The organism is Roseinatronobacter sp., assembly GCF_051859525.1.
Lineage (GTDB): Bacteria > Pseudomonadota > Alphaproteobacteria > Rhodobacterales > Rhodobacteraceae > Roseinatronobacter.
Genome location: NZ_JBHYFM010000001.1, coordinates 343,654 through 370,106 on the forward strand (window position 1 = coordinate 343,654; position 26,453 = coordinate 370,106).

The following is a 26,453-nucleotide window of genomic DNA, read 5'->3' on the forward strand; positions in this document are numbered from 1 at the left end:
CATGAAAGTTATTGTCTGTGGTGCCGGACAGGTGGGGTGGCAAATTGCCCGCCATTTGTCGCGCGAGAAGAATGACGTCACCATCGTCGACAACAATCCCGCCCTTGTGCAGCGCGCAACCGACACGCTGGACGTGCAGGGGGTGCTGGGTTTTGCCAGCCATCCCGAGGTTCTGGACAGGGCAGGGGCTGCGGATGCCGATATGGTCATCGCCGCGACCTATTCGGATGAGGTCAACATGGTCACCTGTCAGGTGGCGCATTCCGTGTTCGGTGTCACCCGCAAAATCGCGCGGCTGCGCCAGCAAACATATCTTGAACGCCAGTATGCGGGCCTGTTCCGGCGCGAACATATGCCGATTGATGTTATCATCAGCCCCGAGCGCGAGGTGTCGCTGGCGGCGCTGAAGCGGGTGGCCTATCCCGGGGCGTTCGATGTGCATGAATATTTTGACGGCAAGGCGCTGTTGATGGGCATGACGCTGCATGTGGAATGCTCGGTTCTGAACACGCCCTTGCGGCAGTTGTCGGACCTGTTTCCGACATTGCGGGTAATGGTCGCCGGCGTGCGCCGTGGCAAGCGCCTGTTTGCCCCCGAACCCGAGGACCAACTGTTCGAGGGGGACCAGATCTATGTCCTGACGGACGCGCGAGATGTCAGCCGCTGTTTCGAGGTGTTTGGCAAAACCCAGACGCGGCAGGAACGGGTTCTGGTCATCGGGGGCGGCAATGTGGGGCTGAGTGTGGCCAGCATGCTGGAATCCCAGCCTGAACGCGTGCGCGTCAAGGTGATCGAGCGTGATAGGGCACGCGCCGAGAAGGCCGCCGATATGCTGGAGCGTTCGATTGTGTTGCATGGCGACGGGCTGGACGCGGATTTGCTGAACGAGGCGGGCATCACCAAGACGGACGCGGTTCTGGTCCTGACCGATGATGACAAGACAAACCTGCTGGCGGCCGTGCGCGCGCAATCGCTGGGCGGCAAGATGTCTATTTCGCTGATCAATGATCCCAGTCTGGTGCCGCTGGCCGATGCGTTGGGGGTTGATGCCTATATCAATCCGCGCGCGCTGACTGTCAGTTCCATATTGCGCCATGTCCGGCACGGGCGGGTGCGGTCGATCTATATGGTTGGCGACCGAGAGGCCGAAGTGATCGAGGCGCAGGTTCTGGGCACATCGCAGCTTGCGGATCGTGCGGTGCGCGATATTCCCTTTCCGGAAGGGGCGTTGCTGATCGGGGTGCTGCGCAAGGGGGAATTCCTGAAACCCACCGGCAGCATGATCCTGCGAGAGGCCGATCTTGTGGTGATTTTTGCCCTGTCAGAAGATGTGCCAAAGGTGGATGAATTGCTACAGGTCGCGGTCGAATTTTTCTGATTGTGACATATAATCAATGCCTTGTATCGGTTTCTTAAGGCGATATCGGCATATCTAGGGGGCGCGCATGGCGCATGGCTCGCGTGGGACCGTGATTTTGTTGGTGCTGGTGGCCGTAACCGCCGCGGCCATGATCGTGCCTGCTGCTGTGGGGTTCACCTTGCGCGAACATGAAAGTGCGCGTGCCTTCCTGTATTCCGCATTTCTGCTGGCCAGCTTTACCGCATTGATATTTCTGGCGAACAGGTCGCGCAGGTCAAGGGACCGGCTGATTTCGCATCCGTTTTTTGTGCTATCGGCCGCTTATGTGATCCTGCCGCTTTTGATGGCCATTCCCCTGACCGAGGCAGTGCCCGGACTTGGTTTTGCCGATGCATGGTTTGAAATGCTGTCAAGTTTCACCACAACAGGGGCCAGTGTGCTGGACGGTGCCGTGCCGCGCAGTGTGCATTTATGGCGTGCGGTTGTCGGCTGGTTGGGGGGGCTGTTCGTCCTTGTGTATGTGATTGCCATATTGGCCCCCATGAATATGGGCGGGTTCGAGGTGTTGGCGGTGCGCAATGAACGGCGCATGGAGGGGCCGGTGCTTAGCAAACCGCTTATGGACGGGGCTGCCAACAGCACGATCCGCGATGATACATTGCAAAGGTTGCGGTTGCAGATCGGGTTGATTGCGCCGCTGTATGCGGGGTTTACGCTTCTGCTATGGGTCGGGCTGTCGATGGCGGGGAACCCGCCGCTGGTGGCCCTGATCCTTGCCATGTCCACCTTGTCCACATCCGGCATCGTGCCCGGTGCGGGTTGGCAGGTCGCGCCCCTGTCGGGACTGACCGAAGGTATGCTGGCATTGTTCCTTTTGCTGGGCCTAAGCCGCACATTCTGGCTGGCCGGCGCACGAGAGCATGGCGCAAGGCTGAACATGCGGCAGCTGGAAATTGCCTTTGCGGCGGTGTTGCTTGCGGGGTTATGCGCGCTGTTTGTCCTGACATATGCCTTGCGCGCTGACGGGGGCGGGGCTGCGATATTCGCGCGCGAATTCTGGAGTGTTGCGTTCAACGGCCTGTCATTTCTGACAACAACGGGCTTTATCGGCAGCGGCACCGACTTGCGCGACGGGTTTTTCGCAGGGCCTGCGGGTATTGTGCTGTTGGGGCTTGCGCTGATCGGGGGCGGGGTTGCGACAACGGCAGGCGGGCTGAAGCTGATGCGCGTTTTTGCGCTGATGTGGCAGGCCAGATACGAGTTGGAGCATCTGGTCCACCCCGCAGCCGTTGGCGGGGACGGGGCACATATGCGCGGATTGCGCACCGAAGGCGCCTTTTCAGCGTGGTTGTTCCTGCTGATTTTCATTCTGGCGCTTGGCGGGGTTATGGCGGCGCTGACGATATTGGGCAAATCCATGGAAGATGCGCTGATCTATGCAGTGGCGGCGCTGACAACGACCGGCCCGCTGGTCCAGATTGCGGGGCCAATGGTGCTGACATGGGCCGAACTGGGGGATGCGCATAGGGCGGTTCTGGGGGTGGGAATGGTGCTCGGCAGGCTGGAATTCCTGCTGCTGCTGTCTGTGCTCTGGCCCAGATCCTAGTGTTTTTTCGATTTTGCAAACACTGCAATGCCTGTCAGGCCCAAGAAAATCACTTGAAACCCTTATTTGTGGTTCAACGGGTCTGGAAGTTTTCTGTCTGGCGTTTCATACTGTTGGCCATGGGGAGACGCGGCTCTCTGCGTAAAGCAACAAGCCCAGACAAAAAGGCAGACGCATGGCCAATGACAAACAGAACTTGCAAGATGCATTTTTGAACCATGTTCGGAAGAACAAGGTTCCTGTGACTGTATTTTTGATTAACGGTGTAAAGCTACAGGGCGTTATCACCTGGTTCGACAATTTTTGTGTGCTTTTGCGCCGCGACGGTCAAAGCCAGCTGGTCTACAAGCACGCGATTTCAACAATCATGCCGGGCCAGCCGATTTCCCTTTATGAAGGTGAAAGCTGATCGCACGCGCGCCGGTTGATGTGTCTGAACTTGGTGGCGAGGGGGGCATGCGTCCCACCCGCGCTTATGTGCTGCATCCCGATATCCGGACAGTAGACCGCGGTCGGCTGCCCGAATACGCATTGGGCGAAGCCGAAGCGCTGGCCTATGCGCTGCCGGGGCTGGATGTTGTCGGATCAGAAGTGGTGCGCCTGCCCAAGGCGCATCCGGGTTTGTTATTCGGCACTGGCAAGGTTGACGAGCTTGGCACCAGAATGGGGGATCTTGATGTCGATCTGGTGCTGATTGACGGGCCGGTAAGCCCCGTGCAGCAGCGCAACCTTGAACGTGCGTGGGATGTCAAACTGCTGGACCGCACGGGCCTGATCTTGGAAATTTTCGCCGACCGCGCGCGCACCCGCGAAGGGGTGTTGCAGGTGGAACTGGCCGCGCTCAGCTATCAGCGGACGCGGCTGGTGCGGGCATGGACCCACCTTGAACGCCAGCGTGGGGGACTTGGCTTCGTCGGTGGTCCGGGGGAAACCCAGATCGAGGCGGACCGCCGCGCCATTGACGAACAGATGGTGCGTCTGCGCCGCCAGTTGTCAAAAGTGGCCAAAACCCGCGACCTGCACCGCGCTGCGCGCCGCAAGGTGCCCTTTCCGGTGGTCGCACTTGTGGGCTACACCAATGCGGGCAAATCCACCCTGTTCAACCGTCTGACCGGCGCGGATGTGCTGGCAAAAGACATGCTTTTCGCCACGCTGGACCCGACCATGCGCGCGGTCACATTGCCCACCGGCAAACAGGTGATTGTGTCAGACACGGTGGGCTTCATATCGGACCTGCCCACACAGCTTGTCGCAGCCTTCCGCGCGACATTGGAAGAAGTGCTGGAGGCCGATCTGATCGTGCATGTCCGCGATATCGCACATTCCGAGACCGAATCGCAGGCGCAGAATGTGCGCTCGATTCTGGCCGATCTGGGGGTGCGCAAGGAAACGCCGCTGGTCGAATTGTGGAACAAGTCCGATCTGCTGGAGGGCGAGCAGGCCGAGGCCGTCAAAAACCGCGCCACGCGCACGGACGCCGTTTTTCTGGCGTCTTCGGTTACGGGGCAGGGCCTTGATGCGTTTTTTGACGCGATCACGGTCATACTGGACGATGTGCGCCATTTGGAAACGCTGACACTCGGGTTTGAACAAGGCCGCGAACGGGCGTGGTTGTTCCAGCAGGGTGTGGTCGAGAGTGAAGTGCAGACCGATAAGGGAATCAACCTTCAGGTCTTGTGGACCGACCGTCAGAAGCGAAATTTCCGCGATTTGCTAAGGGATTAGCAAAAGTTGACGGATTTCAATGAATTGCAACCTGCGGGTGTGTCATTGTGTCCGGATTAAGGCATGGTTAACCAATTGTGGCAGCTCTGCCATATTTGGTTAATTTTTCGTCAATATTCATCCCGTTTCTGCCATGTTTGCACCCAAGCCTGACCATAGTTAACAGCGATACCTGCAGCATGAAGTGTTGCAAGGTGCCGTTATGAGTTTCCATCGCCATATCATCGCAGAAACCAAAATCTCCGACGCCGCAGATGCGGGATCGGTTTTTCAGGCACCCGCCATGGCCGTGGGTGGCCCTTCTGATACACGGTTTGAAACCCTGTTTACCCTGATCCGTCAGACAACAGGCGCAACGCATGTTTTTGCCCAATTCAACGGCGATGCGCCGCAACCTGTGCCTGCCGGTCATGCCTGTCTGGAAGCGCCGCTTCTTCAGAATGCGCAACGCATCGGCACCCTGCGCGCCTTCGCGGCCAGCTTCGCGCCAACGGCCCAGCCATTGCTGGACAGTTTTGCCGCATTGGTCGTGGATCACGCCATGTTGTGGACACAGGCGCATCGTGATGCGCTGAGTGGCGCGATGACGCGCCGCGCCTTCACGGATGATGTGTCGCGTGCCGTTTCCGAATCCCGCCGCAATGGCGCGCAATACAGCCTGATCATGTTTGACCTTGATAACTTCAAGGCGGTCAATGACCGCTATGGTCATGCCGCAGGCGATGCGGTGCTGCGCGCCGTAGGGGCCGCCGTTCAGGCAGAACTGCGCCATGAGGATCGTTTCGGCCGTCTGGGCGGCGAGGAATTTGGCGTCCTGATCGCGGCAGATGCAGATACCGCCCTTGAAATTGCAGAGCGCGTGCGCACGGCGATTGAAAAAGCGGTTGCACCGGAATGCCCGCATGTCACTTTCACGGCAAGTCTGGGTGTCGCCGCGTGTGATATGGAGTGTGACACCGTTGAGGCGCTGATGGCACAGGCAGATTCGCGCCTTTATGCAGCCAAGGCGGCAGGGCGCAACACGGTGCGCGGCACCAAAGCCTTCAGCCGCGTGCTGCATATCAACTGATAGCCCGCCATCTTGTCGGTGGGGCACCTTATAGGCCGGGGCAGGGCGCAAACGGGCCATTCCCGATGGAAAATCCGGCACTGCGCGCCGCGCGCCAGCCAGAATCGCCTCTGACAGGTCCGCGCAGCGTCCCTATTCCGGTATTGTGACAGGAATTTTCAAGGTTTTCTAATTTGGGGCTTTGATTGCCTGCTGCTAATCCATAAATGGAATGTGTAGACACGCGCTGTCATGCTGTTAGCATGGCCGGAGGGAGAAAATCATGCTCAATAATATTGGCCCGGCGGGCTTTATCATCATCGCAGTTGTTGTTCTGGTCCTGTTCGGGCGCGGCAAGGTCAGCGCCCTTATGGGCGAGGTTGGCAAGGGGATCACGTCCTTCAAGAAGGGGCTGAAAGACGGTTCCGAGGAACTGGACGACAAATCCGGTGACGCGCAACACACAGCGCGCGACGTCACACCTGACGCCGAACACGAAAAAGACAAGGCCTGACCACGCAAGCGCAGCAGCGCAATGACGTAACGTACAGGGGCCGGTCGCGCCTGTGTGCAGGGCGTGCAGGGGGTGTTTGATGCTGGATATAGGCTGGACAGAACTGTTGGTGATTGGCGTTGTCGCGCTGATCGTTGTCGGTCCGAAAGACTTGCCAAAAATGTTCCGGACCCTTGGCCAGTTCACGGCCAAGGCCCGCAACATGGCACGCGAGTTTCAGCGCGCCATGGATGAGGCCGCGGATGAAAGTGGCGTCAAGGATGTCGCGCGCGACCTGCGCGGGATGACCGACCCCAAGAAAATGGGCATGGATGAGCTGGACAAGCTGAAGAACTGGGACCCGATGAAACCCGACAGCCCCGCAAAGGGCAAAACAGGCCGCACCCCTGCCGCAGATGCCAGCCGCAATAAGGATGAGGACGAGGCCGCATTGGACCAGATCGCGCAAGAGATGGAAGAGGTGCGCCGCGAACGTGCCCCGAAGCCGGATGCCGCAGCTGCGCAACCTGCCGGCACAGACGCGGATACCAGCGCCCCGGCCACAGCCCCAACCACAGATCCGGCACCCAAAGCCTAAGGGACGCCGCTTGAGAGCATGACATGACAAAATCCCCTGCCAAGGATGATATCGACGATCAAGGCGCGCCACTGATTGAGCATCTGGCGGAGTTGCGGTCACGGCTGATAAAATCCGTGCTGGCATTTGTGGTTGCGATGCTGGCCTGTTTCACCGTTGCAACGCCGATCTTCAATTTCCTGACCGCGCCGCTGTGTTCCGCCCTTGCAGATCGCGGCCAGAATTGTGACCTGATTTTCATAAGTCCGCAGGAAGGGTTCTTTGTCGCGATCAAGGTGTCCCTTCTGGGGGGCTTCATGGTGGCGTTTCCAGTGATCGCCACGCAAATGTGGCGCTTCGTGGCGCCGGGCCTGTATCGCTCCGAGAAGGGCGCGTTTTTGCCGTTTCTGGTCGCGTCCCCGTTCATGTTCCTGCTGGGGGCGTCATTCGCATTCTATGTTGTCACGCCGCTGGCCTATAATTTCTTCCTTGGCTTCCAACAGTTTGGCGCCACTGGCGAGGCGCTGGATGGGGGGCAGGCCGCCGCGCCCTTGTCGGTGGTTTTTCAGGGCTCCGCACAAGAGTATCTGAACCTTACGATCAAGTTTATTGTGGCCTTCGGCTTGTGTTTCCAATTGCCTGTGCTGCTGACACTTATGGGCAAGGCGGGGCTGGTGTCCGAGGCGGGGCTTCGGTCCGGCCGCAAATGGGCGATGGTCGGCATTCTGACACTGGCCGCACTGGTCACCCCGCCGGATGTGATTACCCAGATTATCCTGTTTGCAGTCGTCTACGGCTTGTATGAAATTTCCATCTTTCTGGTCGCCCGCGTGGAGCGCAAGCGCAACGAGCAACTGCGCCGCGAAGGTCTGCTGGACGAGGATGACGAAATATTCGCCGATGAGGTCGAGGAGGAGAAATGACGCTTCCGCCATTTGTCCTGCCGTCAGAGGCCAAGATTTCCGAAGAACCTGCCTCTGATCTGCGCCGTATCGCCGAAGCGCTGGAACGGCTTTCGCCTGTCGCGGATGCGCAGCCCGATTTCGGCGCGGCAGATGCCTTTGTCTGGCATGTCGGCCCCGACCATGTTCAGCCGGTCGCGCGGGTAAACCGCGTGGCGCTGGATTTGTTGGTGGGGATCGGGCGTTCGCGCGATACCTTGCTGGCCAATACAGTGCAGTTTGCGCGTGGCCTGCCTGCGAATAACGCGCTGTTATGGGGCGCGCGCGGCATGGGCAAGTCGTCGCTGGTCAAGGCGGTGCATGCCGCTGTGCTGGAACAGGTGCCCGACTGCGCGCTGAAACTTGTGGAAATCCAGCGCGAGGATCTGCCGTCGATCGGGCGGTTGATGGCCCATCTGCGCAAGGCGGATGCGCGCTTCATCCTGTTTTGCGATGATCTGTCCTTCAGCCATGATGACCAGCATTACAAGTCCCTGAAGGCCGTTCTGGATGGCGGGGTCGAAGGGCGGCCGGACAATGTGGTGCTGTATGCGACATCGAACCGCCGCCACCTGATGCCGCGTGACATGATCGAGAATGAACGCTCCTCGGCGATTTCCCCGTCGGAAGCGGTTGAGGAAAAAGTGTCCCTGTCCGACCGGTTCGGCCTGTGGCTGGGGTTCCATCCCTGCGATCAGGACGAATATCTGGCAATGATACAGGGCTATTGCACCGCTTACGGGGTTCACATCGACCCCGCGCGCCTGCGCGCAGAAGCCATTGAATGGCAGGCCACGCGCGGCAGCCGGTCTGGCCGCGTGGCGTGGCAGTTCTTCACCGACCTTGCAGGGCGCGAAGGTGTGCGCATCTGACGGGATTTAGCCCCCGATTTGGTGTGCAGGACCGGGAAACATAGGACCGTTCCGACTGTTGCGATACATCGGGCAGTTCACAAGGTCTGCGCCAACGGTGGGCCGCGGGACGGCCCGCTTATGTCGCAGCGGACTTGTGGACTTTGCTCTGCCCCCCGAGAGACACAGCATGCCCTATGCGGCGGCGTCAAATATCCTGTCGATCATCACCTGATTGCCGCGCGACATTTCCAGCGGACAGGCAAAGGTCGCGCCCGTCTGCGCGGATGCTTCAAAGGCTTCGATCATCAGCGCATATTGATTCACCGCGTTGAAATGCTGCGTTGTGATACGCCCGTCAGCATCGCAGAAATCAACACGGCAATCCCCGTAATTCGGCCCGTTGAACGGCGCGTTCAGCGCGATCCAGCCATCTTGGCCGTGGAACACCATCTGCTGGCGCCGCGCCTGCATCATGCCGCAATAAAACGACATGGTGAAATCCGCAAAATCAGCCCAGACACGCGCAAAAATATCGACACCGTTCTGGGTGCGGATATCGGCGCGCAGCCGGTCCGGTTCCATGCCGGTTGTCATGCGCGTTGCGATGCAGGGGTAAACCCCTACATCCCGTATACCCCCGCCGCCCATATCGGCATTGTGGCGGATATTGCCCAAATCGCGGTTGGTATAGGTGAAACACCCCTCGACATGTTCCAGCTTGCCGATGGCCCCTTGCGCCATCAGATCACGCGCCAGCGCCCATTGGGGGTGGTGGGCCACCATGAAGGCTTCGGCGATCAGCTTGCCAGTGGAATCGCGTGCCGCGATCAACTGGTCAATGTCGCGCGCATGCAGGGCAATGGGCTTTTCACACAGGACATGTTTGCCTGCCTGCGCGGCCCTTAGCGACCATTCGACATGCAGGTGATTGGGCAGCGGAATATACACAGCATCGACATTCGGGTCCGCCAGTAGTGCGTCATAGCTGTTGTGAACCCGCAACCCCGGTGCCAATGCCTGAAACGGTGCGGCGCGGGCGGTGTCGCGCGTGGCCACGGCCACCAGTTCCGCGCCCTTCGCCAGTTGGATGGCAGGCGCGACATCAGTTCGGGCGATCTTGGCCGCCCCCAGAATTCCCCAGCGCATGGTTCGATCCTTATCCTGTATGTGTTAGCGCGACCATACAGCCGAAACCCCGCGACACAAGGGCTTCGCGGGCATTGACGCCCGCGCGCCTGCGGCGTAGGGCAGGGACAGCAACAAGGACGGACAAGATGAACCTGTTTTCCGATATTCGTGCGCTGGTGCTGGACTGTTTGCAGGCCATGGTCGCTGACAGTGTGTTGCCGCAAGGGCTTGATTTCAGCAATGTCGCAGTCGAGCCGCCGCGCGACCCCGCGCATGGGGATATGGCAACCAATGCCGCAATGGTGCTGGCCAAACCCGCCGGACTGAAACCGCGCGATATTGCACAAGCGCTTTCGGACGCGCTGATGGCAGATGCGCGCATCGACAGCGCTGATGTCGCGGGACCGGGCTTTTTGAACCTGCGTCTGTCGCCTGCGGTGTGGCAGGGTGTTGTCGGCACGGCGCTGGGTGACGGGCTGGCGTTCGGACGCTCGGATATGGGGCAGGGGGTTCGGGTGAATGTCGAATTCGTATCGGCCAACCCCACCGGCCCCATGCATGTGGGCCATACACGCGGCGCAGTTGTGGGCGATGCGTTGTGCAACCTGCTGGCCTTCGCGGGCTATGATGTGACGCGCGAATATTACATCAACGATGGCGGCGCGCAGGTCGATGTTCTGGCGCGTTCCGCGTTTGAACGCTACCGCGAGGCGCATGGCCTGTCGCCTGAAATTGCCGAAGGGCTGTATCCCGGCGAATACCTGATCGAGGTGGGCGAGGCGCTGAAAGAGGAATTCGGCGACAGGTTCCTTGACCAGCCGGAATCCGTCTGGCTGGACACTGTGCGCAATTTTGCCACTGACCGGATGATGGGCATGATCCGTGCGGATCTGGCCGCGCTTGGGGTCAGTATGGATGTGTATTCTTCTGAGAAGGCGTTGTATGGCACGGGCCAGATTGAAACCGCCATTGAAAAGCTGAAGGCGCAGGGCCTGATTTACACCGGCACGCTGGAACCGCCAAAAGGCAAGACACCCGAAGACTGGGAACCACGCGAACAAACCCTGTTCCGGTCCACCGCGCATGGCGATGATGTGGACCGTCCGATCATGAAATCGGACGGAAGCTGGACATATTTTGCGCCAGACATCGCCTATCATTCCAACAAGATAGACCGTGGTTTTGATCTTCTGATCGACATTTTCGGCGCGGATCATGGCGGGTATGTGAAGCGCATGAAGGCGGCGGTCTCGGCCTTGTCGGCGGGCAGGGTTCCGCTGGATATCAAGCTGATCCAGCTGGTGAAGCTGTTCAAGAATGGTGAACCGTTCAAGATGTCCAAGCGCGCAGGCACATTTGTAACCTTGCGCGATGTGGTCGATGAAGTGGGCGCGGATGTCACCCGCTTCGTCATGTTGACGCGCAAGAATGACGCGACGCTGGATTTCGACTTCGACAAGGTGCTGGAACAATCGCGCGACAATCCGGTTTTCTATGTGCAATACGCCCATGCGCGGATCTGTTCTGTTCTGCGCAAGGCGGCTGATATGGGCGTGGTGACCGGTGACGCGGCCCTTGCGGCGGCGCAACTGGACCTGCTGAATGATCCTGCCGAATTGGCATTGATGCGCAAACTGGCCGAATGGCCGCGCATTGTCGAACTGGCGGCGCGGACACAAGAACCCCACAGGATTGCGGCCTATCTTTCTGAACTTGCTGCGGAATTCCACGGATTGTGGAACCGTGGCAATGACACGCCTGCATTGCGTTTCGTGCAAGAGGGCGAAGTTGCCACAACCGCCGCCAAAATTGCACTGGCGCGCGGGACAGGCGTTGTTATTTCCGCGGGGCTTGCTATCCTAGGTGTCACTCCGGTCACTGAAATGCGCTGAATGGCGCGTATGTGACCAGAAAAACGGGCAGGGCGTATATCGTGCTGTCCGGCAGAAAAATGAAAAAGCGCAAAAAGCGCACCAAAAACGGCAATGTCGAGCAGGCATCTTGCCAGACGTCGAAAAACATATGTGCGGGCGCAGTCCATCTGTGCCTCGCATGTGAGAGAGGCAGTAATGGGTGAGAGCAGGTATTTCCCCGCAGATAATGCCCACGGCCATGTGCCGGTGACGGGCAGGACTGGCGATATGCATCATGGCGGGCACCCCCGCCACGGGTATGATGATGGCGCGGCCTATGCGCAAGACCTCCCGCATACCCCCTATCCGTCTGCGCGTCATGTTCCACACCTCGCGCAGCAGTCTGCGCCGCCCCCCGCTGCCGGGTATGCGCCAATGCATGACCCCGCCTATGGTGCGGGGCGCGGATATGCGGGCCATCATGGTCATTATGCGCCTGAACCTGCATTCAATCCGCAACCGCATTACGGATATGACGCGCATGGCTATGGGCCTGTGTCCGGTGCACACACTGCCGGCGCATCGCGCGGCAGTGCCGCGATGCCGCCGCCCGCGTATATGTCCGCAGGTGGGACACCACCGCCGCTAACAATGCGGCCCAATGCAATTATGCATGCGTTCGGGGCTGTGCTGTCGCTGGCGCTGGTTGTGGCCGCCGGTGTGTGGACATGGCAGATGATGCAGCGTGATGTGTCGGGCGTGCCGGTGGTGCGTGCCCTTGAAGGGCCGTCGCGCGTTGCGCCGGAAGATCCCGGCGGGCGTCAGGCCGCGTTTCAGGGGCTTGCGATCAATGAACTGGCGGGCGCATCAGAAGATGACGGAAGCGGGGCCATAATGCTTGCGCCCCCGCCGACCGGACTGGGCGCAACGGATATGCAGCCCCGTCATGCCGACCAGATTTTGCCACCCGGCTCCGATTACACTGACGGGTCGGACGCGGTCGCGGTTTCGCTGCAAACCGATACGCCGGAATTCAGTGGCCCGCCTTTGGGCTTCGTGACACCGAACAGGTTTGCTGTAACACGCTCGCCGCGGCCACCGGCGCGCGGGCAGGGTGTTCAGGTTGCTCGCGCCGCGCCGCCCGCGCAAGCTGTTGCTGCGTCCGTGTCGTCCAGTTCCGATGCTGACGCGATTGCCGCGTCAGTGGCCAGTTCCGTTGCCGCGGGTCTGTCCTCGACCCGTGGCGGGGATGTCGATCCTGCCAGCATCGGGCCGGGGACGCGTCTGGTGCAACTTGGGGCCTATGATGACGCTGCGGCAGCGCGTGCCGCATGGGACCAGTTGTCGCGCCGCTTCTCGCCGTTGCTGGATGACCGTGGCCGCGTCATCGAGGCCGCCCATAGCGGCGGGTCCGTGTTCTACCGCCTGCGCGCACACGGGTTTGACGATGAACGCGATGCACGGCGCTTTTGTTCGGCACTTGTGGCGCAGAACATAGATTGCATTCCGGTTCTGGTGCGATGAGCCAGCCGCCCCGCGCCGTCATTTTCGGCTGCGAAGGATTGCGCCTTGGTCCGCAGGAACGACAATTCCTTGCCGATGCCCGCCCTTGGGGGGCAATATTGTTTGCCCGCAATATTGAAACGCCCGCCCAACTGGCCGCGTTATGCGCTGACTGGCGCGATGTTTTGGGGCGCGACACCCCTATTCTGATCGATCAGGAAGGCGGGCGCGTGCAGCGTATGCGCCCCCCCCACTGGCGAGAGTGGATGCCCGCGCTTGACCAGACACTGCGCAGTGCGGACCCCGCGCGCGCGATGTATCTGCGCGGTCGCCTGATTGCAGCGGAATTGCGCGCTGTCGGCATTGATGTGAATTGCGCACCGCTGGCCGACATCGCCTATGCACAGACGCATGCCGTGTTGCGCAACCGGTGCTACGGGCCGGATGCGGCCACAGTTGTCGCCTGCGCGCGGGCAATGGTGGACGGGCTGCTGGCGGGGGGTGTTTTGCCAGTGTTGAAACACATTCCCGGTCATGGCCGCGCGGATCTGGACAGCCATCTGGACCTGCCCGTTGTCGATACGCCTCGCCAGACACTGGAAAATACGGATTTCGCGGCCTTTCGCGCCTTGGCAGATCTACCCATGGGGATGAGTGCGCATCTGGTCTATTCCGACATTGACCCTGCCGCACCGGCGACCATATCGCCGCGTATGATTGACCTGATCCGGCGTGATATCGGGTTTTCCGGCCTGTTGATGAGTGATGACATCTCGATGCAGGCGCTGCGCGGCACGGTCGCTGAGCGCGCGGGCGCGGCCTTGGGGGCAGGGTGCGATATTGTGCTGCATTGCAATGGCAACCTGACCGAAATGCAGCATCTGGCCGCTGCCTGTCCGGTGATGACACCTGCGGCGGTGTCGCGCGCGGAACACGCCCTGTCGTTGCGCCATGATCCCGACAGCGCGGACCCGCACGCCTTGCAGGTCGAATATGACAGGCTGGTTGGCGTGGTGTAACACGCCTTGACACCGGATTGGCCGAAGGCCCATCGTGGACTTACAACTTGGACGGAGTTATCTGGCATGAGCCTTGCCCCATGGGATGAATTGCGCACGGCATTGCATGTCGCGCGCGCAGGCACCGTAAGTGGCGCGGCCAATGCATTGCGCGTGCATCATGCAACGGTGATCCGGCATATCGATGCCCTGGAAGACCGCCTTGGCGTGAAGCTGTTTCAGCGCCATGCCAAGGGGTATTCCCCGACCGAGGCCGGACAGGCCCTTGCAGAAGTGGCGGGCGGGGCCGAACAGAATTTCGACGCGCTGGCGGCACGATTGCACGGCTTGCAAGACGGGATCGGCGGGGATCTGGTCATCACCACGGTGCCGGAACTGTGCCGGTTGCTGTTGCCTGCCCTTCAGGCATTGATGGCGGAGCATCCGGCCCTGAACCCGTGCCTGCGCACGGAAGAGCGCGTTCTACAACTTGAATATGGCGAGGCGCATCTTGCCATTCGTGCAGGCGCGCGCCCGCAGGAACCTGATAATGTGGTGCAGTCGCTGGGGGAACTGCCGTTCGGGCTGTATGGTGCCAAAAGCTATCTGGACCGGCACGGCACCCCCGCAGGGCTGGATGATCTGGGCGGGCATATGTTCATTGCCGCCGATGCCGTCAATGTGCGTGCGCCCTTCGACATATGGCTGCGGCAGGCAGGGTATAAGGTCGCATTGCGCAGCAACAGCACCACAGTGCGCGCGGATGCAACCACCAGCGGGATGGGGCTGGGTTTTCTGACACCGGCGCTTGCCCCGAAGGATCTGGTGCAAGTGGTGGAACCGCAACCAGAATGGGCCGCACCGATCTGGCTGGTGACGCATGTGGACCTGCACCGCAGCGCGAAGGTGCAGGCGGCAACTGCTGCAATAAAGCAGGTTCTGGCGGCAGGCATGATGCCCGCCGCCACATTCCCTGCGGGTTAGGTTCGGGCGTTTTCCGAAACGGCGTCAGAACGACCAGACGCGCGCGGTCATGTCCATCATGGCACCCGCCATGGCCGGGGGCTGCGCGACGCCCACCCCGTCCAGAAGGACAGTGTCATCCGCACCCAGCCCCGGCAAATAGATGGCGCATACCTCGACTGTGGTACCGTTTTCCATCAGGCTTTGCAGCATGCCCTGCGGGCTTGCATCGCGCGGGGGCTGCCCTGATGTCGCGCTTTCGGGGGCGTCGATCAGGGCCAGATCGCCACCCGGACCACATAGCAGAATATGCGCCTGCGCGCCTTGCGCCACCGCTTGAGTGGTCAGCACCATGGCCATCAGTTGGGTTTGTGCGTTGTCGGATGTGACAACAGTGACCAGTTTGCTGGCGTCATCGGCAAAAGCGGTTGTAGCAAGGGCGCTGCACAGGGTGGCCCCAAGAAGGGTATTGCGGATCATCGTCATATGGAATGCCTTTCGGAATTGTCTGGGTGTTTGGAACACCCTTAAGGCTTGCAGATATATTGTTGAATTCATACATGACGATATGACGCATGCGACATTGTCCGTGCCCCGATGCGGGGTATGCGCCGGATATCATGTGGTTCTTTCTAGTCCTGCCACCACCACACATCAGGCTGAAAGCCGATCCAGTCGCCATAGATCGGCAGCTGTTCGGGGAAACGCAATTCCCGTGCGTGCGCGATGCGTGCGCGGTCATTGAACCAGAAGGGCACGACATGGCGCCCTGCCGTCAGAACACGGTCCAATGCGCGGGCGCTGGCGATGAAATCATCTTCGTCTGATGATGTCAGCAGGCGTTCGATCAGGGCGTCAATGGCGGGGCTTTGCACGCCCATCCAGTTGCGCGACCCTTCTGCATTCGCCGCGTCCGACCCCCAATACAACCGCTGTTCCGTCCCCGGAGAGAGTGACAGGCCGCGAATATAATAGGTCATGTCGAAATCGAAGCCGTTGGTGCGTTCGGTGTATTGTGCGGAATCAATCTGGGTGACGCTGACATTCATACCCAGACGCGACAGCGCTTCGGAATAGATTTCGGATATTGCCAGAACCTCGCTGGAGCCTTGGCGCAGCAGAATGGTGAAACGGAACGGGTCGCCACTGGCATTGCGCAACACGCCCGCATCGTCTGCTTGCCAGCCCGCATCGGCCAGCAGGCGTGTGGCCGCACGCATATTGGCGCGGTTTGTGACACTGCCATCCGATACCGGCAAGACATACCCTTCCATGGTGCCGGGCAGCAGATCGGCTTCAAAGGGGGCCAGAAACTCTGCCACGCGGCCTTCGGCCGGACCATCATGCATGCCCAGAACCGAATTCGAGAAATAGGATGTGATTCGCGGATCTTCGGACCCGTTGATGACCTGATTTATATACTCGAAATTAAACGCGTGAATCATCGCTTCGCGCACGCGCCAATCGGAAAACAGCGGATTGCGGCTGTTCATCACAAACCCCGCAATCCCCGAGGGGCGCGCGTGCGGGATTTCCGATTTCACCACCTCGCCCGACTGGACGGCAGGGAAATCATAGCGCGTGTTCCACGATGCAGCATTGGTTTCGCGCATGGTGTTCAGCATACCAGAGGTGAAAGCCTCGAACATGGCGGTGCCATCGCCAAAAAACTCCATGCGGATTTCATCAAGATTGGCCTGTCCGCGCATGAAGGGCAAATCATTGCCCCAATAGTCGGGGTTGCGCTTCAGGTAGACATAGCGCCCCGCCTCGAACCGGTCGATAACATAGGGGGCCGTGGTGATGGGAATGACCGATGTGCCGGATTCGGCGAAATCCAGCCCGTCCCATTGTGCCTTTTGCAGGATCGGACGCATGCCCATGATCAGCGGCAATTCGCGGTCCGGTTCGGTGAAGGTAAAGCGGATGGACCGCGCGCCAGTGATTTCGGCACGTTCCACCCGCGCCCATGTTCCGTGATAGCGGGGGTGGCCCAGCGTGCCCAGCGTTTCATAGGACCACAGCACATCCTCTACCGTGACGGGGCTGCCATCGGAAAACGCCGCTTCCGGGCGCAAGGTGAATTCGACCCAGGAACGGTCGTCATCGGTTTCAACCGATTCGGCCAGAAGTCCGTAAAGTGTGAAGGGCTCGTCCCAACTCCGGCCCATAAGGCTTTCATATGCCAGATATTGCAACTGCCACGGGCTGCGCCCTTTCAGGATATGCGGGTTCAGCGAATCGAAACCGCCGACTTCCCCCTGAACAATCCGCCCGCCTTTGGGCGCATCGGGGTTCACATGGGGCAGATGCTCAAAATCTGGTGGTAGGGCGGGGTCACCATACATAGCTATGCCATGGCTGGCCTGTCCGAATGCAGGCGAAGCAACCAAACATACAAGGGCCAAAAGCGCGGATGTGGTCGTATTTCGATAGATTTCTGATAACATTCAGGTGACTCCGGCGGGATGGGTTCGGGGCATAGTTTCCCCATACGCTACAGTCCGATGATAGAGTTTTCAAACTTTTAGCTTGGAACGCGCGGTCACAAGGTCTATATATGGGTTACTGCTCGATAGGTTTCTTGCCTGTATGAAACCTGCCTCAATTACTGACGCCCGCCTTGTGCGGGCGTTTTTTTTGCGCAGCGGTCCTTCTGGAAACGGTCTGGAAATGGTGCACCGGCTGCCCGTTGGCTTTTCATATTTTGCGTCTATGCTGCAAAGCAGAGAAATATGTAAGAGGGTTGAACATGCAGCTTGCAGGAAAACGCGCGATTGTTACCGGATCGAATTCGGGAATTGGTCTTGGGGTTGCGCGCGAACTGGCCCGCGCCGGCGCCGAGGTTGTGATAAATTCATTTTCCGACACTGCCGAGGATCACCAGATCGCGGCGGATATGGCGAAGGAAACAGGGGCCAAAGTCACCTATATTCAGGCAGACATGTCCGATGCGGATCAATGCCGCGCCCTGATCGAAAAGGCAGGCGGCTGCGATATTCTGGTCAATAACGCAGGTATTCAGCACGTCGCGCGCATTGAGGAATTTCCGGCGGAAAAATGGGATGCGATCATTGCGATCAACCTGTCATCCGCATTTCACACAAGCGCGGCCGCACTGCCCGGTATGTATGCGCGCGGCTGGGGGCGTGTGGTCAATATTGCATCTGCACACGGCTTGACGGCCAGCCCCTACAAATCGGCCTATATTGCTGCCAAACACGGGGTTGTCGGCCTAAGCAAGACCACTGCGCTGGAAGCTGCGGGCAAGGGGGTGACCTGCAATGCCATATGTCCGGGCTATGTGCTGACGCCAATCGTCGAAAAGCAGATCCCCGACCAGATGAAAACCCACAATATGGACCGCGAAACCGTGATCAAGGAAATCATGCTGTCGCGCCAGCCATCGGGTGAATTTGCCACTGTCGAACAGATCGGGGGCACGACAGTGTTCTTGTGTTCGGATGCCGCGGCACAGATTACCGGCACCACGATTTCGGTTGACGGGGGCTGGACCGCCCTTTGAGCGCGCACGCGGTATCAGGGCGCTGGATTGAGTATTTTCAGCAAGATGAAAGCAGGGTTTCGTGTGTCCGGCGAACATTAGGCCGCCGCGCGGGTTTTGCAAGGATGTGGTGAGGAGTGTCGCGCCTGTCCTGTTGTCATTTCGGCACATGACGGCAGCTTATGACGTTGAAAAGGGGGCATTATGCAAAAGCGCATCAATCTGGCATTGCAGGGCGGGGGCGCGCATGGGGCGTTTACATGGGGCGTCCTTGACCGTTTGTTGCAAGATGACAGTATCGAAATTGCAGCGATATCGGGAACATCGGCAGGCGCGCTGAATGCGGCGGCCCTGAAGGCAGGCATGGCTGCGGGCGGGCGTGCGGGGGCGCGCGCGCTTCTGGACCAGATCTGGCATCAGGTGGGCGCGGTGCATGATTTGCGCCTGACGGGCTGGATCGCGCAGGCATTGCCGCCGATTGGCGTGATCAATTCATGGATGGAACAGCTTATGCCTGTGTCCCCCATGGATATGGCCGCGCTGGTGACCAGCCCGTATCAGTATGGCGCGCTGTATCGGAACCCGTTGGAACCTGTCGTGCGGTCCCTGCGGTTTGATCAGGTGTGCAGCAAGGACGGGCCAGAGCTGTATATTGCGGCAACCAATGTGCGCAGCGGCAAGATCAGGGTGTTTTCGGGGGAGGAACTGTGCTGCGATGTGATCCTTGCCTCGGCCTGTTTGCCGACCCTGTTTCAGGCTGTGGAGTTTGTGGACCCGAAAACAGGCCAGAAAGAGGCATTCTGGGACGGGGGCTATACCGGCAATCCCGCGCTTTTCCCGCTATTCGAGCCGCATTTGCCTGACGATATTCTGGTTGTGAATATCAACCCGCTGGTGCGCGATGCGGTGCCGCGCACGCCGCAGGATATCCAGAACCGGATCAATGAGATCAGCTTCAATTCCTCGCTTCTGCGGGAATTGCGCGCCATAGGGTTTGTGAAGCGGCTGATTTCCGAAGGGCGGATGGAGCGCGGCAAGATGAAGGATGTGCTGTTGCACATGGTTGCCGATGATGACCTGATGAATACGCTGTCAGTAACCAGCAAGGTGACACCCACGCCATATTTGCTGCATTCGCTGAAAGAGGCGGGGCGCGCGTCCTGCCAGCGTTTTCTGGAACAGCATAAGCAGGATCTGAATACGCGTGCGACACTTGATCTGGACATGATGTTCACCTGAACGCGGTTTTGCTGCATGACAGGCTGCGGGCGCGGGCAGGGCTTGTGGGCTGTATATCCGGCAGGGGGTGCTGCGGACCCTGGTGTCAAGGGGATGCAGGGAGTGCGCCAACGCGCGGGACGCCCCCCGATGGCGCGGACTTCATGCGAGGATGAAGGCCCCCTTCGAACCAGTGCCCCGATGATGCCTGATGAAATGCTCTTGCCCGATCACAGCTTGGGAATGCTGGCGCCTTGTGTCCCGCCCATGTTGCGTGCCTTGCCCTTGCGTGTGTCAGGATAGACCAGCCCCGCTGAAATCACCAGTTTGGCCGCGTCTTCAATGGACATGTCCAGTTCGATCACATCCTCGCGCGGGACAAACAGCAGAAATCCGGATGTCGGGTTGGGCGTGGTCGGCAGGAAAATGGACACCATGTCACCCTTGCCGGACAGGTGGTCCCCGATTTCCCCGCGTGTGGTGGTCGAAATGAAGGCCATCGCCCATATTCCAGGGCGGGGGTATTGGACCAGACAGGCGCGGTCGAATGTGGGGGCGGTGCGCGCCAGAATCGTGTCGGCGATCTGTTTGACAGCGTTATAGATGGACCGGATAATCGGCATCGCCTCGACAATGCGTTCGCCCCAGCCAACCAATGTGCGCCCGATCAACCCTTTGGTGAAATACCCCATCACCAGCGTGAAGATCACAAACACAATCACGCCCACACCGGGCACATCCAGCCCGACCATCGCTTGCGGGTGAAAACCGCGCGGGATCAGGGGCAGGACCAACCCGTCAATCCATGTGATGACATTCCACACCAGCCAGAGTGTCAGCACACCTGGCGCAATAACCGCAAGCCCCGCAATGAAATTGCCGCGAATTGACGCGATCAGCCCGCGTTTGGTTGGGTCTTGGCTCATCCGTCACTTCCATTCCAAAGCATGCTCACAAAAGCGGACATAACCTGCATTCGTGGGTTTGACATGCATATCTATTCATCACAGCTTGGGTGCCCGCGCAATGGCTGCGACCTGTGTCCCCGCCGCCACCCTTGCATAGATGTGCCAGCCGTGGCGGCTATGCAAGGCGCTTTGCCGGATTCCCGTGCATGCTGCTAAAAATTGGGAACCGGTTTTGAGGTTCTCGAACATGCAAAACCAACGAGTTAGAGCATGTCGCGTGAATGCGAATGAACGCGACATGCCCTAGCAGCTTGACGGTCGGGGCAAGCCGTATTTGCTGGCGGGTTTGGAACGCGGCACCTGCGCCAGAAGAAGGCGGGGCGCGACATTCTGGTGGCAGCGCGCAATGCACGAACTGGCGGCGCGTGTTCCGGTCTGCTAAGCAGTTCCGCATGTTCGATGATTTTTCAGAGCGGCTTTTCACCCATTTCATCGCGGGTGTGTGGCGCGTGCCATATGGGACACGTGCGCTTCCTGTTGTTTTGCAGGACGGGCGGTTGGCGGGGCAGGTGATTGCCACCGAAGCGCAGGATGTGGCGCGGGTGTGCAAGCAAATGTGTGGCGCGGACGCGGCTGCGATTGCGCGGTTTTCGACCTTGATACAACAGGCCGCTGATGAACTGGCACAGGCGCTGTCATTGCAAGGCGGTGCATTCACTGGCGACCACATCCGGGACTTGTCCGTGAATGTCGCCCGACAGACCGCCATGGCCGGTCAGCCATCCTGCCTGCTGGTGCCGGTGAGGCAGGGTCCGGCCAGATTTGGCCAGGCGCTGGGCAAGGCGATTGCCCATGGCGTTGTTTACTGTCCGCAGCCACAGGACGCGCTATTTGCGACCCATTTGGCCTGCATTGCGCAAACAGCTGGTCTGCCCCATGGTGCCTTCAATCTGTTGCATGGCGATCATGTGCAGACACAGGCCATGATGGCGCGGGCCGGTGTGCCAGGTGCTTGATGGCGCGACACGTCACAGATACATGCGCGGGCCAATCACTTTTGCAGGGATATCCTTGCGGGTTAACCCCATTTCAGCCAGTTCCGCGTCTGATTTACTGTTGTAATAGCTGATCTTTTGATAGGTTGGTGACATCTCGGCCAGATGTGTGACAAAGGCCAGAAGCCGCTTGCCGAATTCACCACGGTTTATTGTTGTGTTCGTCGTAATATCTGCCATTTCGGAAACCCTTTTGGTAAGTGTTTCCCCCCTTGCACAAGAATTAGGTCAGAACGTCTGACTTTACCAGTGCAGGCAGGGCAAACCCGCCTTGCGCCAAGCGCAACGCAAGAAAATCAACGGATTGTTAACCAGTTTCCAATAGAAATCGAATACGGGAAACCAGAAAAGTTCTCGCTTTGTGCTAAAATATAGGTTAAGAACATTAAAGGAACAAACCTGCGATTGCCGTGCGCGGCGCGCTGTGGAATAAGGGGCGAAACAATGGCTGTAGCGGATTTGCTGACAATGACTGACAAGCGGACGGCAGAAAAGACAAAAGCGCTCGATTCAGCGCTTGCCCAGATTGAACGGCAATTTGGCAAGGGGTCGATTATGCGGTTGGGGGCGAACAGTCCTGTAACCGAAATCGAAGCCACCTCCACCGGATCGCTGGGTCTGGATATCGCGCTTGGGATTGGGGGTCTGCCCAAAGGGCGCATTATTGAAATTTACGGCCCTGAAAGTTCGGGGAAAACCACGCTGACGCTGCATGCCGTGGCCGAAGAACAGAAAAAAGGCGGCATTTGCGCCTTTGTTGACGCCGAACATGCGCTGGACCCGCAATATGCGCGCAAACTGGGCGTCAATCTGGATGAATTGCTGATCTCGCAGCCCGATACTGGTGAACAGGCGCTTGAAATCGTTGATACACTGGTGCGGTCGGGGGCGGTGTCGATGGTGGTTGTCGATTCGGTTGCCGCATTGACGCCGAAATCCGAACTTGAAGGCGATATGGGCGATTCGAATGTCGGCGTGCATGCGCGACTGATGAGTCAGGCCATGCGTAAATTGACAGGGTCGATTTCACGCTCGAATTGTATGGTTATTTTCATCAACCAGATTCGCATGAAAATTGGCGTCATGTTCGGCAGCCCCGAAACCACGACAGGCGGGAATGCACTGAAATTCTACGCCTCTGTGCGTCTGGACATTCGCCGCATCGGCGCGATCAAGGACCGTGACGAAGTGGTGGGCAACCAGACCCGCGTCAAGGTGGTCAAGAACAAGGTGGCGCCGCCTTTCAAGCAGGTGGAATTCGACATCATGTATGGGGAAGGGATTTCCAAGACAGGTGAATTGCTTGATCTGGGCGTGAAGGCGGGCGTGGTCGAGAAATCGGGCGCATGGTATTCCTACGGGGATGAGCGTATCGGGCAGGGGCGCGAGAATGCAAAAACCTTCCTTAAGGAAAATCCCCAGCGCGCCATGGAGATTGAAGACAAGATCCGCGCGGCCCACGGGCTTGATTTCCCCATGGCTGATGGCGACACATCCCTGACCGAGGATTGAACCATATATTCGGGCATCGACGCAGTGGCCGGTGCCCGAAAATGCGTGACCCGCGCGGTATCGTTGCGGGTCTATCAATTTGTTCTGACATGAAAACCGGCGTTGATCCGTATATTTGCGGTATGTTGCAGGGCGCAGGGGATAGCTGTTCTCCGCTCAGGTGTGGACAGGCCTTGTCTGCGCGGCTAAACGGAACTGGAACTTGTCCCGTCCCGCTTTCGCGCCGGAGTGAAAAATGCCTAGCCTGAACGACATACGCACGACTTTCCTTGATTACTTCGCCCGAAACGGTCACGCCGTGGTCGACAGCTCGCCCTTGGTGCCGCGCAATGACCCGACGCTGATGTTTACCAATTCCGGCATGGTCCAGTTCAAGAATGTTTTCACCGGACTGGAACACCGCGATTACAACCGCGCCACCACATCGCAAAAATGTGTGCGCGCCGGTGGCAAGCATAATGATCTGGACAATGTGGGCTACACCGCGCGCCACCACACATTCTTCGAGATGCTGGGGAATTTCAGCTTCGGGGATTATTTCAAAACCGATGCGATCCCCTTTGCGTGGGAATTGCTGACCAAGGATTTCGATATCCCCAAAGACCGGCTGCTGGTCACTGTCTATCACACCGATGACGAAGCGGCAGAAATCTGGAAGAAAGTGGCCGGTCTGCCCGATGACCGCATTATCCGCATTCCCACCGATGACAATTTCTGGCGCATGGGGCCGACCGGTCCCTGTGGTCCCTGTACCGAGATTTTCTTTGACCACGGGCAGGGTATTTGGGGCGGCCCCCCCGGCAGCCCAGAGGAAGATGGCGACCGTTTCATCGAGATCTGGAACCTTGTGTTCATGCAGAATGAACAGCACGAGGATGGCCGCCTGACCGAACTGCCGCGCCAGTCCATCGATACCGGCATGGGGTTGGAACGTATCGGGGCGCTGCTGCAAGGCAAGCATGACAATTATGATACGGATCTGATGCGCGGCCTGATCGAGGCCTCCTGCCATGCGACAAGCTCTGATCCGGATGGGCCGGGCAAAACGCATCACCGTGTTATTGCCGACCATCTGCGCGCCGTCTCCTTCCTGATCGCGGACGGGGTGATGCCCAGCAATGACGGGCGCGGCTATGTGCTGCGCCGCATCATGCGCCGCGCGATGCGCCATGCGCATATGCTGGGCGCGCAGGACCCGGTCATGCACCGGCTTGTTCCTGCGCTGGTTGGCGCGATGGGAAGCCATTACACCGAACTGCGCGACGCACAGGCCCTGATCACCGAAACCCTGCGTGCCGAAGAAACCCGTTTCCGCCAGACACTTGATCGCGGCCTGAAGCTGCTTGATACAGAACTGGAGGGGCTGGCCGAAGGGGCAACATTGCCGGGCGCTGCGGCGTTCAAACTATATGATACATTCGGGTTTCCGCTTGACCTGACGCAGGACGCCTTGCGGGAACGCGGTCGTGCGGTCGATGTGGCGGGGTTTGACGCCGCGATGGCCGAACAGAAGGCGCGCGCGCGTGCCAGTTGGTCCGGTTCCGGCGATGCGGCTGACGCCACGATCTGGTTCGACCTTGCGGACCGTCTGGGGGCCAGCGAATTTCTGGGCTATGACATGGAAACCGCTGAGGCGCAGCTCATGGCGCTTGTTGTTGACGGGGCAGAGGTCAAATCTGCCGGTGCAGATGTCCAGATCATCACCAACCAGACCCCGTTCTATGCGGAATCCGGCGGGCAGGTGGGCGATACGGGTTTTATCCGGTCCCCGACGGGCATGGCAGAAGTGACGGATACCCGCAAAACGGCCGGCCTTATCATTCATTTCGCCAAAGTGACCGAGGGCGAGATCAAGACCGGACAGCCCGTCAAGCTGGAGGTGGCGCATACCCGCCGCAGCGCCATTCGCGCCAATCATTCCGCCACGCATTTGCTGCATGAGGCGCTGCGCCGCGCCTTGGGCGAGCATGTCGCGCAAAAGGGGTCGCTAAATGCGGCAGAGCGGTTGCGTTTCGATTTCAGCCACGGGGCCGCGATCGGGGCAGAGCAGCTTGCGCAGATAGAGGCAGAGGTGAACGCCTTCATTCGCCAGAACACCCCAGTCGAGACGCGCCTGATGACACCCGATGACGCCCGCGCGCTTGGCGCGCAGGCGCTGTTCGGGGAAAAATACGGTGATGAGGTACGCGTTGTGTCGATGGGCACCTTGGCAGGGTCGGGCAAGGGGCAGGACGGCAACACCTATTCGCTGGAACTCTGCGGGGGCACCCATGTCGCGCGCACCGGCGATATCGGCGCGTTTGTCCTGCTGGGCGAGGGGGCATCCTCGGCCGGGGTGCGTCGGGTCGAGGGGCTGACAGGGCAGGCCGCGCTTGCGTATTTGCGCACACAGGACACCCGCCTTTCGGATGTGGCGGGTTTGCTGAAAGCGCCCGTGCAGGATGTGGGCGACCGCGTCCGCGCCCTTATGGACGAACGCCGCGCGCTGCAAAATGAAATCGCACAATTGAAGCGCGAACTGGCTATGGGCGGCAGCGGCACTGGCGGGGATGACCTGCAAGAGGTTGCGGGCATCAAGGTGATTGCCAAGGTGATGGAAGGCGTGTCCGGCAAGGACTTGCCCCCGCTGATTGACGCGATGAAGGAGAAACTCGGGTCGGGGGTTGTTATCCTGATCGCCGATACAGGCGCCAAGCCTGCGGTGGCGGCAGGCGTGACACCCGATCTGACCGGCCGGTTTTCTGCGGTTGATTTGCTGCGCGAAGTTGTGGCGGGCCTTGGCGGCAAGGGCGGTGGTGGCCGCCCCGATATGGCGCAGGGCGGCGGTGCCGATATTTCAAACGCCGATGGCGCGCTTGCTGCGGCCTTGGCCCTGATCGAGAAGGAGAAAGCATGAGCGCGCTTTGGATCGCACATGTCGAGGTGACAGACCCCGACGCCTATGGGGAATATGCCAAACGGGCAACCGGCGCGATTGCTGCGCATGGCGGCGTGTTCATCGCGCGGGCTGGCCGCTATGTCCAGCTGGAAGGGCGCGATCGGGCGCGCAATGTCGTCGCGCGTTTCCCGTCAGTGGAGGATGCGGTGGCCTGCTATAACTCACCCGCCTATCAGGAAGCGCTGGAGTTTGCCAAGGGCGCGGCCGAGCGTGATCTGGTGATCGTCGAGGAGGTCAGCCCGGCCTAGTGCATGTTGCGCAAAGTTGG

24 protein-coding genes are annotated in these 26,453 nt (G+C 59.6%); 19 read left to right on the forward strand and 5 right to left on the reverse strand.

Annotated elements, in window-relative coordinates:
* Position 1: 1 nt before the first annotated feature.
* The 9 genes from trkA (at position 2) to ACTIE1_RS01715 (ending at position 8,622) form a co-directional block, all read left to right on the forward strand.
* Positions 2-1,378: a Trk system potassium transporter TrkA gene (gene trkA, locus ACTIE1_RS01675; RefSeq protein ID WP_439560112.1), complete on the forward strand. Its 1,377-nt coding sequence runs from the start codon at positions 2-4 to the stop codon at positions 1,376-1,378.
* 67 nt (positions 1,379-1,445) lie between these two features.
* On the forward strand, positions 1,446-2,966 hold the full coding sequence (locus ACTIE1_RS01680; protein ID WP_439560111.1) for a potassium transporter TrkG: 1,521 nt from the start codon (positions 1,446-1,448) through the stop codon (positions 2,964-2,966).
* 175 nt (positions 2,967-3,141) lie between these two features.
* Positions 3,142-3,375: an RNA chaperone Hfq gene (hfq, locus tag ACTIE1_RS01685; RefSeq protein ID WP_277806643.1), complete on the forward strand. Its 234-nt coding sequence runs from the start codon at positions 3,142-3,144 to the stop codon at positions 3,373-3,375.
* Positions 3,376-3,422: 47 nt separating this feature from the next.
* On the forward strand, positions 3,423-4,691 hold the full coding sequence (gene hflX / locus ACTIE1_RS01690) for a GTPase HflX (protein WP_439560110.1): 1,269 nt from the start codon (positions 3,423-3,425) through the stop codon (positions 4,689-4,691).
* A 202-nt stretch (positions 4,692-4,893) separates the two neighbouring features.
* Positions 4,894-5,760 carry a GGDEF domain-containing protein gene (locus tag ACTIE1_RS01695; RefSeq protein ID WP_439560109.1) on the forward strand — a complete coding sequence of 289 codons (867 nt, stop codon included), beginning with the start codon at positions 4,894-4,896 and terminating at the stop codon, positions 5,758-5,760.
* 262 nt (positions 5,761-6,022) lie between these two features.
* Positions 6,023-6,253, forward strand: coding sequence for a twin-arginine translocase TatA/TatE family subunit (locus tag ACTIE1_RS01700; RefSeq protein ID WP_439560108.1), 231 nt, complete (start codon positions 6,023-6,025; stop codon positions 6,251-6,253).
* Positions 6,254-6,332: 79 nt separating this feature from the next.
* Positions 6,333-6,830 carry a Sec-independent protein translocase protein TatB gene (gene tatB / locus ACTIE1_RS01705; protein WP_439560107.1) on the forward strand — a complete coding sequence of 166 codons (498 nt, stop codon included), beginning with the start codon at positions 6,333-6,335 and terminating at the stop codon, positions 6,828-6,830.
* Positions 6,831-6,853: 23 nt separating this feature from the next.
* The gene (tatC, locus tag ACTIE1_RS01710) at positions 6,854-7,732 is read left to right on the forward strand and encodes a twin-arginine translocase subunit TatC (RefSeq protein ID WP_439560106.1); all 879 of its coding nucleotides are present in this window, start codon (positions 6,854-6,856) and stop codon (positions 7,730-7,732) included.
* Complete coding sequence (locus ACTIE1_RS01715; protein ID WP_439560105.1) at positions 7,729-8,622, forward strand: ATP-binding protein; 894 nt, start codon at positions 7,729-7,731, stop codon at positions 8,620-8,622. Before tatC ends, ACTIE1_RS01715 begins: the two co-directional genes overlap by 4 nt.
* 174 nt (positions 8,623-8,796) lie before the next feature.
* Here ACTIE1_RS01715 and ACTIE1_RS01720 read toward each other — a convergent pair whose 3' ends face one another.
* Positions 8,797-9,750 (reverse strand): Gfo/Idh/MocA family protein, encoded by a 954-nt coding sequence (locus tag ACTIE1_RS01720; RefSeq protein WP_439560104.1) that lies wholly within the window; start codon positions 9,748-9,750, stop codon positions 8,797-8,799.
* A gap of 128 nt (positions 9,751-9,878) precedes the next feature.
* Between ACTIE1_RS01720 and argS the strand changes: the two genes are divergently transcribed.
* The 4 genes from argS (at position 9,879) to ACTIE1_RS01740 (ending at position 15,070) form a co-directional block, all read left to right on the forward strand.
* The gene (argS, locus tag ACTIE1_RS01725) at positions 9,879-11,624 is read left to right on the forward strand and encodes an arginine--tRNA ligase (protein ID WP_439560103.1); all 1,746 of its coding nucleotides are present in this window, start codon (positions 9,879-9,881) and stop codon (positions 11,622-11,624) included.
* A 177-nt stretch (positions 11,625-11,801) separates the two neighbouring features.
* Positions 11,802-13,109, forward strand: a complete 1,308-nt coding sequence (locus tag ACTIE1_RS01730) for an SPOR domain-containing protein (protein ID WP_439560102.1) — start codon at positions 11,802-11,804, stop codon at positions 13,107-13,109.
* On the forward strand, positions 13,106-14,107 hold the full coding sequence (gene nagZ / locus ACTIE1_RS01735; RefSeq protein WP_439560101.1) for a beta-N-acetylhexosaminidase: 1,002 nt from the start codon (positions 13,106-13,108) through the stop codon (positions 14,105-14,107). The genes ACTIE1_RS01730 and nagZ overlap by 4 nt, the downstream gene beginning before the upstream one ends.
* A 66-nt stretch (positions 14,108-14,173) precedes the next feature.
* The gene (locus ACTIE1_RS01740) at positions 14,174-15,070 is read left to right on the forward strand and encodes a LysR family transcriptional regulator (RefSeq protein WP_439560100.1); all 897 of its coding nucleotides are present in this window, start codon (positions 14,174-14,176) and stop codon (positions 15,068-15,070) included.
* Positions 15,071-15,094: 24 nt separating this feature from the next.
* On the opposite strand, the gene ACTIE1_RS01745 is transcribed toward ACTIE1_RS01740, so the two are convergent.
* Together ACTIE1_RS01745 and ACTIE1_RS01750 are read right to left on the reverse strand one after the other, a co-directional pair.
* Positions 15,095-15,535 (reverse strand): hypothetical protein, encoded by a 441-nt coding sequence (locus tag ACTIE1_RS01745; RefSeq protein WP_439560099.1) that lies wholly within the window; start codon positions 15,533-15,535, stop codon positions 15,095-15,097.
* A 146-nt stretch (positions 15,536-15,681) separates the two neighbouring features.
* On the reverse strand, positions 15,682-17,397 hold the full coding sequence (locus ACTIE1_RS01750; protein WP_439560098.1) for an extracellular solute-binding protein: 1,716 nt from the start codon (positions 17,395-17,397) through the stop codon (positions 15,682-15,684).
* A 404-nt stretch (positions 17,398-17,801) separates the two neighbouring features.
* Between ACTIE1_RS01750 and ACTIE1_RS01755 the strand changes: the two genes are divergently transcribed.
* Both ACTIE1_RS01755 and ACTIE1_RS01760 read left to right on the forward strand, forming a co-directional pair.
* Positions 17,802-18,575 (forward strand): 3-hydroxybutyrate dehydrogenase, encoded by a 774-nt coding sequence (locus ACTIE1_RS01755; protein ID WP_439560097.1) that lies wholly within the window; start codon positions 17,802-17,804, stop codon positions 18,573-18,575.
* Between the two features lie 183 nt (positions 18,576-18,758).
* Positions 18,759-19,793 (forward strand): patatin-like phospholipase family protein, encoded by a 1,035-nt coding sequence (locus ACTIE1_RS01760; protein ID WP_439560096.1) that lies wholly within the window; start codon positions 18,759-18,761, stop codon positions 19,791-19,793.
* A 209-nt stretch (positions 19,794-20,002) separates the two neighbouring features.
* Here the strand turns inward: ACTIE1_RS01760 and ACTIE1_RS01765 are convergent, their stop codons facing one another.
* The gene (locus tag ACTIE1_RS01765; protein WP_439560095.1) at positions 20,003-20,698 is read right to left on the reverse strand and encodes a DUF502 domain-containing protein; all 696 of its coding nucleotides are present in this window, start codon (positions 20,696-20,698) and stop codon (positions 20,003-20,005) included.
* 434 nt (positions 20,699-21,132) lie between these two features.
* On the opposite strand from ACTIE1_RS01765, the gene ACTIE1_RS01770 reads away from it, so the two are divergent.
* On the forward strand, positions 21,133-21,696 hold the full coding sequence (locus ACTIE1_RS01770; protein ID WP_439560094.1) for a hypothetical protein: 564 nt from the start codon (positions 21,133-21,135) through the stop codon (positions 21,694-21,696).
* A gap of 12 nt (positions 21,697-21,708) precedes the next feature.
* Here the strand turns inward: ACTIE1_RS01770 and ACTIE1_RS01775 are convergent, their stop codons facing one another.
* Positions 21,709-21,915 (reverse strand): hypothetical protein, encoded by a 207-nt coding sequence (locus ACTIE1_RS01775; protein ID WP_439560093.1) that lies wholly within the window; start codon positions 21,913-21,915, stop codon positions 21,709-21,711.
* 264 nt (positions 21,916-22,179) lie between these two features.
* Between ACTIE1_RS01775 and recA the strand changes: the two genes are divergently transcribed.
* From recA to ACTIE1_RS01790, 3 genes are all read left to right on the forward strand, one after another.
* The gene (recA, locus tag ACTIE1_RS01780) at positions 22,180-23,247 is read left to right on the forward strand and encodes a recombinase RecA (protein WP_439560092.1); all 1,068 of its coding nucleotides are present in this window, start codon (positions 22,180-22,182) and stop codon (positions 23,245-23,247) included.
* A 235-nt stretch (positions 23,248-23,482) separates the two neighbouring features.
* Positions 23,483-26,143: an alanine--tRNA ligase gene (gene alaS / locus ACTIE1_RS01785; RefSeq protein ID WP_439560091.1), complete on the forward strand. Its 2,661-nt coding sequence runs from the start codon at positions 23,483-23,485 to the stop codon at positions 26,141-26,143.
* Complete coding sequence (locus ACTIE1_RS01790) at positions 26,140-26,433, forward strand: DUF1330 domain-containing protein (protein ID WP_439560090.1); 294 nt, start codon at positions 26,140-26,142, stop codon at positions 26,431-26,433. Before alaS ends, ACTIE1_RS01790 begins: the two co-directional genes overlap by 4 nt.
* The last annotated feature ends 20 nt before the right edge of the window (positions 26,434-26,453 follow it).

Bases quoted from the DNA above. Each gene is read 5' to 3' on its own strand.
- ACTIE1_RS01745 (WP_439560099.1), bottom strand. From the start codon at position 15,535: ATGACGATGATCCGCAATACCCTTCTTGGGGCCACCCTGTGCAGCGCC.
- ACTIE1_RS01720 (WP_439560104.1), bottom strand. From the start codon at position 9,750: ATGCGCTGGGGAATTCTGGGGGCGGCCAAGATCGCCCGAACTGATGTC.
- ACTIE1_RS01730 (WP_439560102.1), top strand. From the start codon at position 11,802: ATGGGTGAGAGCAGGTATTTCCCCGCAGATAATGCCCACGGCCATGTG.
- ACTIE1_RS01700 (WP_439560108.1), top strand. From the start codon at position 6,023: ATGCTCAATAATATTGGCCCGGCGGGCTTTATCATCATCGCAGTTGTT.
- ACTIE1_RS01755 (WP_439560097.1), top strand. From the start codon at position 17,802: ATGCAGCTTGCAGGAAAACGCGCGATTGTTACCGGATCGAATTCGGGA.
- hfq (WP_277806643.1), top strand. From the start codon at position 3,142: ATGGCCAATGACAAACAGAACTTGCAAGATGCATTTTTGAACCATGTT.
- ACTIE1_RS01770 (WP_439560094.1), top strand. From the start codon at position 21,133: ATGTTCGATGATTTTTCAGAGCGGCTTTTCACCCATTTCATCGCGGGT.
- recA (WP_439560092.1), top strand. From the start codon at position 22,180: ATGGCTGTAGCGGATTTGCTGACAATGACTGACAAGCGGACGGCAGAA.
- hflX (WP_439560110.1), top strand. From the start codon at position 3,423: ATGCGTCCCACCCGCGCTTATGTGCTGCATCCCGATATCCGGACAGTA.
- ACTIE1_RS01775 (WP_439560093.1), bottom strand. From the start codon at position 21,915: ATGGCAGATATTACGACGAACACAACAATAAACCGTGGTGAATTCGGC.
- ACTIE1_RS01750 (WP_439560098.1), bottom strand. From the start codon at position 17,397: ATGTATGGTGACCCCGCCCTACCACCAGATTTTGAGCATCTGCCCCAT.
- ACTIE1_RS01695 (WP_439560109.1), top strand. From the start codon at position 4,894: ATGAGTTTCCATCGCCATATCATCGCAGAAACCAAAATCTCCGACGCC.
- ACTIE1_RS01715 (WP_439560105.1), top strand. From the start codon at position 7,729: ATGACGCTTCCGCCATTTGTCCTGCCGTCAGAGGCCAAGATTTCCGAA.
- ACTIE1_RS01765 (WP_439560095.1), bottom strand. From the start codon at position 20,698: ATGAGCCAAGACCCAACCAAACGCGGGCTGATCGCGTCAATTCGCGGC.
- tatB (WP_439560107.1), top strand. From the start codon at position 6,333: ATGCTGGATATAGGCTGGACAGAACTGTTGGTGATTGGCGTTGTCGCG.
- nagZ (WP_439560101.1), top strand. From the start codon at position 13,106: ATGAGCCAGCCGCCCCGCGCCGTCATTTTCGGCTGCGAAGGATTGCGC.
- ACTIE1_RS01760 (WP_439560096.1), top strand. From the start codon at position 18,759: ATGCAAAAGCGCATCAATCTGGCATTGCAGGGCGGGGGCGCGCATGGG.
- argS (WP_439560103.1), top strand. From the start codon at position 9,879: ATGAACCTGTTTTCCGATATTCGTGCGCTGGTGCTGGACTGTTTGCAG.
- ACTIE1_RS01790 (WP_439560090.1), top strand. From the start codon at position 26,140: ATGAGCGCGCTTTGGATCGCACATGTCGAGGTGACAGACCCCGACGCC.
- tatC (WP_439560106.1), top strand. From the start codon at position 6,854: ATGACAAAATCCCCTGCCAAGGATGATATCGACGATCAAGGCGCGCCA.
- ACTIE1_RS01740 (WP_439560100.1), top strand. From the start codon at position 14,174: ATGAGCCTTGCCCCATGGGATGAATTGCGCACGGCATTGCATGTCGCG.
- alaS (WP_439560091.1), top strand. From the start codon at position 23,483: ATGCCTAGCCTGAACGACATACGCACGACTTTCCTTGATTACTTCGCC.
- ACTIE1_RS01680 (WP_439560111.1), top strand. From the start codon at position 1,446: ATGGCGCATGGCTCGCGTGGGACCGTGATTTTGTTGGTGCTGGTGGCC.
- trkA (WP_439560112.1), top strand. From the start codon at position 2: ATGAAAGTTATTGTCTGTGGTGCCGGACAGGTGGGGTGGCAAATTGCC.